This window comes from Mucilaginibacter gossypii, assembly GCF_017569325.2.
GTDB classification, from domain to species: domain Bacteria; phylum Bacteroidota; class Bacteroidia; order Sphingobacteriales; family Sphingobacteriaceae; genus Mucilaginibacter; species Mucilaginibacter gossypii.
Map to the genome: position 1 here is coordinate 4,280,053 of NZ_CP071878.2, position 12,196 is coordinate 4,292,248.

14 protein-coding genes are annotated in these 12,196 nt (G+C 42.7%); 5 read left to right on the plus strand and 9 right to left on the minus strand.

The window, feature by feature from the left end; genetic code table 11:
- Nucleotides 1-23: 23 nt before the first annotated feature.
- Nucleotides 24-584 carry a 5' nucleotidase, NT5C type gene (locus J3L18_RS17925; RefSeq protein ID WP_129568567.1) on the minus strand — a complete coding sequence of 187 codons (561 nt, stop codon included), beginning with the start codon at nt 582-584 and terminating at the stop codon, nt 24-26.
- Nucleotides 585-650: 66 nt separating this feature from the next.
- Here J3L18_RS17925 and J3L18_RS17930 point away from each other — a divergent pair, with 66 nt between their 5' ends.
- Nucleotides 651-1,400, plus strand: a complete 750-nt coding sequence (locus J3L18_RS17930) for a DeoR/GlpR family DNA-binding transcription regulator (RefSeq protein ID WP_090533966.1) — start codon at nt 651-653, stop codon at nt 1,398-1,400.
- A 14-nt stretch (nt 1,401-1,414) separates the two neighbouring features.
- Nucleotides 1,415-2,593, plus strand: a complete 1,179-nt coding sequence (locus J3L18_RS17935; RefSeq protein ID WP_129568568.1) for an MFS transporter — start codon at nt 1,415-1,417, stop codon at nt 2,591-2,593.
- A 140-nt stretch (nt 2,594-2,733) separates the two neighbouring features.
- Here J3L18_RS17935 and J3L18_RS17940 read toward each other — a convergent pair whose 3' ends face one another.
- The 3 genes from J3L18_RS17940 to J3L18_RS17950 all read right to left on the minus strand — a co-directional run bounded on the left by J3L18_RS17940 (nt 2,734) and on the right by J3L18_RS17950 (nt 4,670).
- Nucleotides 2,734-3,093, minus strand: a complete 360-nt coding sequence (locus J3L18_RS17940) for an SRPBCC family protein (protein ID WP_223266118.1) — start codon at nt 3,091-3,093, stop codon at nt 2,734-2,736.
- Between the two features lie 207 nt (nt 3,094-3,300).
- Nucleotides 3,301-4,137, minus strand: coding sequence for a sulfurtransferase (locus tag J3L18_RS17945; RefSeq protein WP_129568569.1), 837 nt, complete (start codon nt 4,135-4,137; stop codon nt 3,301-3,303).
- A gap of 59 nt (nt 4,138-4,196) precedes the next feature.
- Nucleotides 4,197-4,670 (minus strand): ribonuclease H-like YkuK family protein, encoded by a 474-nt coding sequence (locus J3L18_RS17950; RefSeq protein WP_091176022.1) that lies wholly within the window; start codon nt 4,668-4,670, stop codon nt 4,197-4,199.
- A gap of 532 nt (nt 4,671-5,202) precedes the next feature.
- Between J3L18_RS17950 and J3L18_RS17955 the strand changes: the two genes are divergently transcribed.
- Nucleotides 5,203-5,544, plus strand: a complete 342-nt coding sequence (locus J3L18_RS17955; protein WP_223266119.1) for a transposase — start codon at nt 5,203-5,205, stop codon at nt 5,542-5,544.
- 336 nt (nt 5,545-5,880) lie between these two features.
- Here J3L18_RS17955 and J3L18_RS17960 read toward each other — a convergent pair whose 3' ends face one another.
- The 3 genes from J3L18_RS17960 to J3L18_RS17970 all read right to left on the minus strand — a co-directional run bounded on the left by J3L18_RS17960 (nt 5,881) and on the right by J3L18_RS17970 (nt 7,639).
- The gene (locus tag J3L18_RS17960) at nt 5,881-6,612 is read right to left on the minus strand and encodes a lysophospholipid acyltransferase family protein (RefSeq protein ID WP_129568571.1); all 732 of its coding nucleotides are present in this window, start codon (nt 6,610-6,612) and stop codon (nt 5,881-5,883) included.
- Between the two features lie 39 nt (nt 6,613-6,651).
- Nucleotides 6,652-7,212 (minus strand): NUDIX domain-containing protein, encoded by a 561-nt coding sequence (locus tag J3L18_RS17965; RefSeq protein WP_129568572.1) that lies wholly within the window; start codon nt 7,210-7,212, stop codon nt 6,652-6,654.
- A 190-nt stretch (nt 7,213-7,402) separates the two neighbouring features.
- Entirely contained in the window at nt 7,403-7,639 is a 237-nt protein-coding gene (locus J3L18_RS17970; protein WP_129568573.1) for a hypothetical protein, read from the minus strand.
- 146 nt (nt 7,640-7,785) lie between these two features.
- Between J3L18_RS17970 and J3L18_RS17975 the strand changes: the two genes are divergently transcribed.
- Nucleotides 7,786-9,663 (plus strand): M1 family metallopeptidase, encoded by a 1,878-nt coding sequence (locus tag J3L18_RS17975; protein WP_129568574.1) that lies wholly within the window; start codon nt 7,786-7,788, stop codon nt 9,661-9,663.
- A 219-nt stretch (nt 9,664-9,882) separates the two neighbouring features.
- On the opposite strand, the gene J3L18_RS17980 is transcribed toward J3L18_RS17975, so the two are convergent.
- Complete coding sequence (locus J3L18_RS17980; RefSeq protein ID WP_091176006.1) at nt 9,883-10,317, minus strand: pentapeptide repeat-containing protein; 435 nt, start codon at nt 10,315-10,317, stop codon at nt 9,883-9,885.
- Between the two features lie 327 nt (nt 10,318-10,644).
- On the opposite strand from J3L18_RS17980, the gene J3L18_RS17985 reads away from it, so the two are divergent.
- Nucleotides 10,645-11,136, plus strand: a complete 492-nt coding sequence (locus J3L18_RS17985) for a DUF6265 family protein (protein ID WP_129568575.1) — start codon at nt 10,645-10,647, stop codon at nt 11,134-11,136.
- Between the two features lie 19 nt (nt 11,137-11,155).
- On the opposite strand, the gene J3L18_RS17990 is transcribed toward J3L18_RS17985, so the two are convergent.
- Nucleotides 11,156-11,944, minus strand: a complete 789-nt coding sequence (locus tag J3L18_RS17990) for a helix-turn-helix domain-containing protein (protein WP_090533985.1) — start codon at nt 11,942-11,944, stop codon at nt 11,156-11,158.
- Nucleotides 11,945-12,196: the final 252 nt, after the last annotated feature.

Here is a 12,196-nt window from a genome sequence, read left to right on the forward strand (position 1 = left end):
TCAAAAAACCTCTGCAAATTATGCTATGCTAAATCTGCAGAGGTTTTTTCCATTTCAAACAGGTTTAATATTTCATCCCAATTGTGAACCCGCACATGTTGGCGTTCGTGTTTATTGTGATGCGCATTAAACATGATGGCCTTGCCGTTGCAATAGTCAAGGTTTTTACAATGGTCATCTATCATGTAATCGGTATGAATGATGCTTTTATCGCCACACAGCACAATATTACGCCAGCTGATAAACGGGAAATGCTCCTGAAGCCATTCCAACTTTTCGAATAACGACAGCGGAAATTCCGTAGCGGCCGATACGATGTATATCTCGTAATCTTCCATCAGCTTTTTAATTGCCTCAATAGCGCCCGGCATAACGGGTAGTGTGCGGAAAAATCCGGGTAAATTCAACGAAGCCTTCGTTGAAGCATCCAATGGGAAAGCCTCGGCATGTGATAAGCCATCAATAGCCTCAAGGGTTGTAGTGATGCCGTACAACTGTTCATAATATTTGATCAGCTGCGGCTCGACATCGGCCATAACGCCGTCCATATCGATGGCGATAGTTTTTCTTGCTTGCAATTTCATGCAGCAAAACAAAACATTATTGCAATATTTTGCAAATAAATTATAACTTTGCATTATATTGCAAACATGGTAAGAGAAGAAAGACTCCAGATCATTTTAGATCACGTATCAAAAGATAACAAAGTTATGCTTGCCGAACTGAGCGAAAAACTCAATGTTTCGGAAGATACTGTACGCCGCGACATTAAAGTATTGGCCGATCAGAAGCTGTTAACAGCAGTAAGGGGTGGCGCGGTTGCCCACTCCCCCATTCCGCACCATTACCGCGCGAGGGAAAAGCATGATATTGCCTCTAAGAAAGTCATCGCATCAAAAGTGTTGAGCTTTTTAAAAGACGGACAGGTTGTACTTTTTGACGGCGGTACATCAACCTTAGCTGTGGCTGAAAGCCTGCCAGATGACTTGAGGATCACCGTAGTTACCAACAGTTTCCCGGTTGCAAGTGCGCTTGAAGATCATCCAACGGTTGAGGTGATATTTGCCGGTGGGCGTCTGTATAAATCGTCCTTTACTACCATCGGCCATGAAACCATCAATGCCTTCAGGAATATCCGGGCCGATCTTTGCATTTTCGGGATTTGCAGTGTGCACCCTGCCATCGGCATCACCACCAGGGATTATGAAGAGGCCGAGATCAAGAAAACCATGATAGAAGTATCTAAAGAAACTATCGCTTTATCCACCTTAGAAAAAATAAATAAAGCCGATTCTTATTACATAGGCCCGGTAACAGAACTGGATACCATCATTACCGATGTATCTCCAGACAATGAAGAACTTTCGGCATACAAGGAAGCAGGCATTAATATCATCTAATATAAAACAACAACGTGAAAAAGAGTTTACTACCGCTAACTTTAGGCGGCCTCGGCATAGGCACTACCGAATTTGTAATGATGGGGATGCTGCCTGATATTGCCAATGATTTTCACACCAGCATTCCGGTTGCAGGACACCTTATTTCGGCCTATGCATTAGGCGTAGTCATCGGAGCACCGCTACTGGTTGCCTTCACCAGCAGTTATCCGCCTAAAAAGATTTTAACAGTATTGATGATCATTTTTACGGTATTCAACGCATGTTCGGCATTTGCCCCTAATCATTACGTTTTGCTGTTTTCGAGGCTATTGGCCGGATTGCCCCACGGGGCGTTTTTTGGTGTGGGCTCGGTAGTGGCCACCCGCCTTGCCGAAAAAGGAAAACAAGCCCAGGCCATATCCATTATGTTTGCCGGGCTTACCATCGCCAATCTGCTCACCGTTCCGCTGGGTACTTATATTGGTCACCATTATTCATGGCGTTATACTTTTGGGATGATTGCAGCGATAGGCTTATTAACGTTAACATTTATCCAACTTTGGTTGCCGCAGCTGGCTCCAAATAATGCTGGAAACATCAGCTCGGAGCTTTCATTTTTCAGAAAAAAACAGGCATGGCTTATCATCGGTCTTACTGCTATTGGTACCGGTGGGCTTTTTGCATGGATAAGCTACATAGCACCGCTCATGACCGAAGTTTCCAAATTTTCGGCGAGTAGCGTGCCTTATGTTTTGATTTTGGCAGGCCTTGGGATGGTTGTAGGGAATTTCGTTGGCGGTAAACTGGCGGATAAAGCTTCCCCTGTAAAAGCCTGCTTAATACTGATGATCACTATGGCCATATCGCTGGTTGTAATCTTCTTTGTTTCGCAAAATCAAATCCTGTCCCTCGTTATGACATTCATAACAGGTGGTCTTTCAATGGCAGTTGGTTCACCGATACAAACACTAATGATCAATACCGCCAAAGGCGCCGAAATGCTTGGCGCAGCTGCTACACAAGCTGCTTTTAATATCGGTAATGCATTAGGAGCTTTCCTTGGCGGCTTACCCATAGCCTGGGGACTGGGATTTACCTCGCCCGAAATTGTTGGCGTGATCATGGCTACAACCGGTGCATTGTTTGCGTTAACACTCAGCAGGCAAAAGGTTGAGATTGCTGAAGAGGAAGCTGTGTTGGTTGGGGAGTAATTGAGGATTAAATTATAAATCTACCGCGGGCTTTCAGCCCGTGGTTACCGTGATTCCAGCTTTCAGCCGGAGAGTGGTAAGCTGAAAGCTTACACCATGCTATACCACGGGTTACGCTGCGCTAAACCCGCGGCAGTTACTTATAATTTCCCAAACATCTCCTCAATCACCTTGGTACGATAATCAAATATCTGCTCCACCTTCCCTTTAACAAAAACAGTGTTTGCAAATCTTCCTATTGCGCCATAAGGAATAGCATAATGTAAAAGATCAGTCATGTGTACACCGCCATCTATTGCTTTAAAATGATGCTGATGATGCCATAATGCATAAGGGCCAAAACGCTGTTCATCAACAAAATATTTTTTTTCATCAACATGCGTGATCTCTGTCATCCAGTCCATTTTAATACCTAATAACGGCGAGATCTTATAAGTAATGATCATTCCGGGGTACATTTTCGTCTCAGCGGTATAATCAGATGTTACTACGAAGCTCATATCACTGGGTGTGATTTTAGCTAAATTTAATGGCGACGAAAAAAAATCCCAGGCTTGATCAAGGCTGATCGGAATGGATTGTTCTTTTTTTAAAACGTATGTTCTCACTATGGGATAAAAAATAGTTATAAGTTGAGTTTTGATTTAAAGCTGCTATGTTTCTGTGCGATCACGTCGTTCCTAACAGCAATCGCATTTTATTTTAATTTACCTTTCTTCCTTCCCTATCGGCAAATCCCTTCTTGACCATTCGCTCCATGAGCCCACGTAAAGCTTTGGGCCGCTGATGCCCGCGTAATCCATGCCCAGCAGGGTATGGCAGGCTGTGACACCCGATCCGCAGTGAACTATTACTTCGCTGTGCGCTACATCGCCAATTGCGGCATCGTAAGCGTTACGCAGCTCATCGGCGGGTAAATACTTTCCGTCGGCACCGAGGTTGTTGATATAAGGCAGATTTAAAGCACCGGGGATATGGCCGGCTATCAAATCCAAAGGTTCTGTCTGGCCCAGGTAGCGTGGTGTTTCGCGTACGTCAATTACCAGTCGTGAGGGATCCTGTGCAGCTTCTCCAGCCTCCGCTATCTCAACAGTATTTGCATATTCGTGTGTCACCGGGTACGGATCAACGGCAACCGGGGTATAAACTTCAGTGCTCAATGCTATACCTGCATCTTTAGCAGCCTGTAAGCCGCCATTTACTACCTGTACGTTTTCATGACCAATTGCCCGCAGCATCCACCACAAACGCGATGCGCTAAACGCTCCCGACTTGTCGTCATAAACCACTACGTGGCTCTTAGGTGTGATGCCCCAGTTGCCCAGCAATACAGCAAACTCCTGTATATTAGGCAACGGATGCCTGCCGCCAAAGGCCGGGTCATCGGGTTTAGTGGTAAGGTGCTGATCAAGGTCGGCGTAGATGGCGTGGTTTAAATGGCCTGCCAGGTAACGCTGGTAAGAGTCCTGCCCTCCGCGGGCATCAATAAGAATAGTATCCTGTGCGGCTAAAGCCGGGTCGTTGATTTCAATAAGTGGCGACATAGGTATATCTGATATGTTTTAATATCAAATATAGATACACGCTTTGGGTTTCGGCAAATTTACTGCACTATTTTATTGGCGCAGTATGAGCTTGCAAAAGCCTCGGGCTTGGCCTTAAACACAAAACCCATGCTCAGGATGTAACCCATAGCCTCGTGCAGGGCCGCGTTACTTTTAAACATCGGGTTGGTGTTTATGTCGGCATGTACCTCAAGCTCCACATCATACAGGTCGAGCAAATCACAAAGCTTGTAAGCAATGTCGATAGACTTTTGCACTTCGCTCAGCATCCTTTCTTTAATGCTCATTTTTTGCGAAGTGCGTTCCTGGTGTATGAACATAAAAGCGCCGCGTTTTTCGCGCAGAAACACGATCACCGTCGCAAAATCCGTTATAGATCCTTTAACTTGTGAGTCGGTGCCGATACATACTTTAAGCTTGTTACCGAGGAGGGCTTCGCGTTCAATTGCCTTTTCAACCTCTTCCATAATGGGCGATTGGATTACTTCGCCGCTGAATTTTCTCCAGGTCATAAAAATTATTTTAGGTAAATTTTAGGCGACCTCTTTTATGGGTCTATAAAAATAAGCGATAACGTTTCATATTAACGTAAATAACATGTGATTTATTTGTTAACATTTAGCTGATTATTAACAGGTTGGTTACATTTCGAATATCGGGTTTGGGATTTCGAAATTAAAGAGGAAGGAGTTTTTTACTGGTCGAAGTTTAGCGATAGCATAACTTCGTCCCAAAACAGGGCAAGCATTCTGCTTACGGAAGCGAAAAAGTAAATTGATAGTATAGTTAAGCCGAAAGCTTAACTTATTTTAGGATGAAGTTACGCTATCGCTAAACTTCGACCAGGAAAGAGCTGGCACGGCGTAGATCATCAGGGTCTCTCGCAGAGGACACTGAGGTTGGCAATCATATTTAGATTCATAAATATCTTTATATTTAACTATGGCTACCCGAACTTTACACAATGATCCCGGCGAGACCTGGTTTATAACTTTTACCTGTTATAATTGGATTCCTTTATTCGAAATCACACAATCGTATAAAATGCTATATGATTGGCTTCGATTTATAGCAGAGAATTACAAGGTGCAAACTCATGCTTTTGTATTGATGCCTAATCATGTTCATCTGATTATTAAAATGCCCGATACAGAAGTAGGGCTTAACAAGATAATTAGTAATGGCAAAAGATTTATGGCTTATGAACTTGTAAAAAAGCTAACAGCATCAGGCAAAATCGACCTTCTTAATCAACTTTCGGCGGCATGTACCGAAAAAGAAAAAAACAAAGGACAAAAGCATAAAGTTTTTGAACAGTCATTTGATGCCAAGCCCATATACTCTACGGCCTTTCTCTATCAAAAAAATAGATTATATTCATCATAATCCGGTATCCGGAAAATGGTTATTATGCGATGATTTTATTAAATACCCACATAGCAGTGCAGCCTTTTATCATTCTGCAAAGCCTCATGAATTTTTAACCATAATAGATTATCGGAATTTTTGGACAGACATAAACCATGTAAGACCGGTGAGGCTACTTTAAACATAGCAGCTGGCATGGCGTAGATCATCAGGGTCCTCTGCGAGAGACCCTGATGGGACGGAAAACTTCGTCCAGGCGAGGGAAAAGAAACTGTTGGTGACAACACCAACAGCGGCATTCGATATCAATTAGGGTAAATAAAAAAACCAAAATCGAAACTCCGAATTCCGAAATCAGGACAGCGCAGCCTTGATCCTGTTCTCGGCTTCCAATACCAGGTCGCCAATCGGGGTTTTACCGGGCTCAATGGGTTCAAGTACCGTCCAGGTCATGGATATAAAAGTATTAAGCGGATAAAAGCCATATTGTACAACTTTCCAGCTATTTTTTATGGCGATAGGGACCAGCAATGCCTCGGGGCATTTTTTCAGCAGCATGGCAACACCTCCCGGCTGAAAAGACCGTACTACGCCATCTTTGGAACGGGTACCTTCCGGAAAGATCACTGCCGACCAGTTATTGGCTTTCATCCGCTCACCTAAACTTGTCATTTCGGTCATGGACTGACGGGAGTCTTTCCTGTCGATATTAGCACCGCCGCCGTGTTTCAAATTATAACTGATGGATGGGATCCCTTTGGTAAGTTCTATTTTAGAAACAAACTTGGCGTGATACTTACGCAGGTAATAAATAAGCGGGGGGATATCGAGCAGGCTTTGATGATTGGCCACAAATATAATTGGCCTGTCCATCGGCAAATTCTGTTTATTAATGAAAGTCACCGTATCGCCAATGATATAAAAGGTGCGGAACAGGCATAAGTTCAGGATATCAACCGAACGTTTGTGCGCTGCATAGCCAAAAAAACGAAAGCAGATCCACTGGATGGGCTGAAAAATAACCAGGGCTAAAAAAAAGGCAATTATGGCAATAGGCGACAGGATATATCCTAATAACTTTTTCATCAGTAGGCGAAGTTATATTTTTTTCGGCAAAGCGGTAACTTACAAACGGTTTTCTGTTAGTAACAACTGTACTTTAAGCACTGCGGCAACAGTCATGGCATCAGTAATTTCGCCATTACAAACCATGCGGTACATTTCAGCAAAAGGCACTTTTTTGATAATCAACTGCTCGGTTTCTTCAGGCTCGGCTTCAAACTGTTCAAGACCGCGGGCCAGGTACAATATACTGAGTTCATCGCTTACCGAATTACTGAGGTGCAAGCGCTGGATCTCTGTCCACCGTGAAGCTTTCAAACCGGTTTCTTCCAGTAACTCACGTTTGGCCGAATCAAGCGGGTCTGTTCCCTCAGGACCGCCGCCTTCGGGCATTTCCCAGCTGTACTGGTTTAACGGGAAACGGTATTGGCCCACGAGGTAGGTATTTAGTTCTTCATCTAAAGGTAAAACACCTATAGCCAGGTTTTTATAGTGTACTTTGCCATAAATGCCGGGATTACCGGCAGGGTTAATCACCTGGTATTCGGTAACGTTGATCCAGGGGTTATCGTAAATGTCTTTTTGAGATGTTATTTTCCAGGGATTATCTTCAGGATGATGCATGGCCTAAAAATAGACATCTTTTTATTAAAAAAATATCATTTCGACAGAGCAACGCAGGTTGTGAGTAATGGCGCGAAACAGAAATCTTCTACATCAGGCTTTACAACTAAACCTGTAAAAGCCGGGCGCAGAAGATTTCTCCTCACCTCCTAACACACAAAACCCATCCCTGGTTTGTTCGATTTTTTATCTACTCCGTTACATACTCCAGTTTCACCTGCACGTTCAGGTCTTCATGCATCCGGGCAAACTGGCGCGGGTTGCGGGTAAAGTCAGGATCAGTGTCCATATAAATGTTGGTGATCTTAACCAATTCGGGGTGTTTATCAGTACCTATATTATAGGTAAGCCCCTCGCCGCTTTCTAAACTTTGTTTAAGCTCAAGGTATTGCTTACCGGTTACAATGATCATTTTTTCGGCAGTCATGGATACTATTTATATAAATGGATAAATTACTCAAACCGTGAGTTGATTTGCCCTGTAACATACCGGCGATACAAAATTATCGCTTACCGGGTTCCGTAACGGTTTATTATATTTACCTCAAATATAACTCATATATATCTGCATAAATGATCAGTATTAAAAAATTATTGCCTTTTGCTTTATTATTAAGCGGTACTGCAGCATTGGCTCAGCAAAGCCTACCCATAGCTGTAAACCTGCAAAAAACCTACACCAAAGGAACACGCACCACAACCGGAGCACCCGGCAAAAACTACTGGCAAAACACGGCCGACTATAAGATCAAAATAAATTTCGACCCCAAAACCCGCTTGTTAAGCGGAACAGTTGGTATTGATTATGTTAACAACAGTCCCGATACGTTAAAAAGGGTGCAATTTAAGCTCTATCCCAACTTGTATAAAAAAGGCGTGGCACGTCAAATGCAGGTTTCGGCAGGTGACCTTACCGATGGGGTACAGATCAAAAGCCTTAGCATAGATAATAAAACACCCGACAGCGCTAAAACCCGCCGTATCAACGGCACAAACATGACGCAGCGTGTTCCCCCTATTGCTCCAAAGCAAAAAGTACATTTTGATATCAGCTATGCATATACATTAAACAAGGGCTCACATATCCGTACTGGTCAAGTTGATACCGGTGCATTCTTCATTGCCTATTTCTTCCCGCGCGTAGCAGTTTATGACGATATTGATGGATGGAACGATTATCCATACGTTGGCTCACAGGAATTTTATAACGATTTTTGCCATTTCAGCGCGGAGATCACCATACCCGGCGACTATAAAGTTTGGGCAACAGGCGATCTGAAAAACGCCGACGACGTTTACGACAGCAGGATCATTAAACGCATCGCCAATGCCGGCGCAAGTGATAAGGTAACGGATATCATTACCGAAGATGATATCAAATCGGGCAACATCACCAAAAATAATCCAACTAACACCTGGAAGTTTGAGGCCGATAGCGTTACCGATTTTGTTTTTGCTGCCAGCAACCATTATTTATGGAAAGCATCGAGCCTGGTGGTTGATCCGAAAACCGGCAGGCGTACCCGTGTTGATGCAGTGTTTAACGAAAAGCATAAAGACTATTATGCGGTAGTTGATTACGCCCGCAAAACGGTTGAGGTGATGAGCTACAAATTTCCGAAATGGCCGTATCCATACCAGCATGAAACCGTTTTTGATGGGTTAGACCAAATGGAGTACCCGATGATGGTGAATGATAATCCGCTGGAAGATAAGGCCGATGCCATTGAGCTTACCGATCATGAGATCTTCCATACCATGTTTCCGTTTTACATGGGTATTAACGAAACCAAATACGGTTGGATGGATGAAGGCTGGGCAACCATCGGCGAATGGCTGGTAAGTCCGGAGATTGATCCTTCCATAGTGGATCCATATGGTGTTGCCGCTGTTGAACAAAGCGCCGGCCACGAGGTTGATGTGCCGGTAATGACACTTACACCAATGCTCACAGGCCCTGCCGGTTTTACCGACAGCTATCCCAAACCAGGCCTGGGCTATTTATATGTAAAAGATATGCTTGGCGATGAACTGTTTAACAAAGCCCTGCATTACTATATTACACAATGGCATGGCAAACACCCTATGCCTTACGATTTTTTTAATTGTATGAACACCGGTTCGGGCGTAAACCTTAACTGGTTTTGGAAAGCCTGGTTTTTTGATAATGGCGTAACGGATCTGGCCATCAGCAAAGTGACTAACGCCGGGTTAAAATATGCTGCCACAATTACTAAAGTTGGCAGTAAGCCCATCCCCGTTAACCTAACCATTAGTTATACCGATGGCACTACCGAACTTATACACAAAAGTATTGCTGTTTGGTGTACCGGTAACAAAACAACCACAGTTAATTTCACTGCAAAAAAAGCGGTTAAAAAGATTGTACTTGGTACTACCTATGATCCAGACAGCAATAAAAAGGATAATGTGTGGGTAAGTGCTAAATAATTGAAAGCTAAAAGCGGAATGCACAAAGCCGAAAGCTAATAATGTGATAAACAAAAAAAGCGTCATTGCGAGGTACGAAGCAATCCCCAATAAGCAGAGCAGCTATGCAGATTTGCCCTGTAAAGTCGGCGATTGCTTCGTACCTCGCAATGACGATCTTCTTACCGTCCCATCAGGGTCTCTCGCAGAGGACCCTGATGTATGCGCCATGCAGATTTACTATATCCCCTGCTTTTGATACGCCCTCAGCAGTTCATCCACATCAATCCCATTAATTTTCATACCGTTCAAATCGCAATCGGTAATATCAACACCACTTAAGTTGCAATCGGTTATTGTGCTGCCCTGCAGGTCGCAGTTCTCAAATTTAAGGGGGCGTTGTTTCGCAGCAGGATCATAAGCCGGATGACCTTCGGGCGGCATACCTATATCATGGATATAAGCTCCTCCAAGTTGGGCATATTTTATTTCCAGATCGCTTAGGTTGGCATCTTCAATTTTAAGCCCAGTTATACAAACATCCTTAAAGCTTGCATTGTTCATCATCATTTGCTCAAAGCTTGAACCATTAAGCAGAGCGCATTTAACATCAAGTACCTTTTGAGTTTCTTTTATAACAATGATTTCGGGGTTGTTATTTGCTGAGTTTTCCATGATTCATTATTGATTTATTCAAAGATGCTGAAAATGAACGCCAAAGCAAGGTTATACACGCGACAAATGACGGGTGTATTTGCGACAAATGAATACTCACTATCTCGTTTAAAATTTAGGCTAAAGCCAGCTCGGTTCACTAAATACCCGTTGGTTAAAACCAACGGCAATGAATCAAAAACAGACATAAAATATCATTACAACTTCATTGCCGTCACTTTTAAGTGACGGAGAATTAAAATGAAGCTTCGGCTTTAGCCGAACCCGTCACTCAGGCTTTGGATTTCCTCCTTTCAATTTGTAACTTCAATTACTTATTTACCACTCATGACCCTGCTCCACCAATTCAAATTGCAGTTACTTATTGTATTATGCATTACTTCTGCTCATAGCATTTTTGGCCAGCAAAAAAACCAGCCTATCACGCATGCTAAATGGTTGATCGGCAGCTGGAAAAATCAATCGGCAAAAACAGTGGATATTGAAACATGGAAAAAGCTTAACGACAGCACCTTTATCGGCAGAAGCTATTCGTTGACTGGTGCAGATACGGTATCATCAGAACATATCCGTATGGAGCAACATAAAGGCCAGCTTTACTATATCCCAACGATAAAAAATCAAAACGACGGAAAAGCGGTAATTTTTACACTTATTTCATCAGATAATAAACACCTAATATTTGAAAACCCGGAACATGATTTCCCGCAAAAAATAACCTATACCCAAATCACTAACGACTCGTTGGTGGCCGAAATATCGGGGACAAAGAAAGGCAGACAAAAGGCAATACAATTCCCGATGAAAAGGGTCAGGTAAGAGGGTAGCGGCTTAATATCTATTGCAAAAATTCGGCTATATCACGACCATAAAATTCTTTAAACAGTTTCCGGAAATAAGCCGGGGTTTCAAACCCTGCTATATACGATATTTCGGCCACGGTACGGTATTTACCACTATTAATTGCCTCCATCGACATCAGTAAACGGATTCGCCGGATATAATTATTGGGAGTAATACCCGTAGTGTTTTTTATGCGCCGGTGCAGTTGCCTTTCACTTAAACCCATTTCATTACTTAACAATACAATGATCAAATCAACTTTTCCAATATATTTTCTTACCAGCGTTTCAAGCTCATAAAGCCAAAGCTGATCGGCAATAGAAAGTTCACTGATTGGCTTTAGATTATGTGTACTTAACTCCGCCCCTCTTTCAATTTCGTTATTTTTTACCGATACGAGTGACACTTTGCTAAATTCTTCCAGTTTCTTTTTGTCGGTAATATTCCTGGCAATAGCAAAAACCAGCTGCTGTTTTTGTACTGGCATCGAGATCCATGAAAGCCATACTATTTCTCCGCTTTTGGTTACATACCTGTTTTCAAAATTATACAGCGGATTGTTTTTCTTTATACTCTCACGTTTACTGGCGGTGATACTTCTGTCTTCGGGATAAACAAATGAATCGATAGGCCTTGCAAACAGTTCGCTTTCGGTATAACCTAAAGTTTTGGAAACAGCCGGGTTAATTTTTTTAAAGTAACCATCAAACCCGGCAACACATAACCAATCGGGCGACAAGCGAAAGAAGTATTCCAGATCAAAAATCTCATTGAAGTTTTCCATATAAATTTCAGTTCCCCTTGTACGGGAACGCAACACATTTGGTAATTAAAAGCAATATAGCCACAGGTTGTGAAAAGCCAAATTCAAAAGAAACCATTTTTTATGATACCCATAAATATTTAACATAAACTGGCAGGATTCTTTAGCAAAATGTCAGTAATGTTAACTTTTCCAAACCAGATTTCACATGTTTAAAGTGAAACAGCCGCTATATCCCATTATGCAAAACCTTTGTTATTCATAAACCGGTAG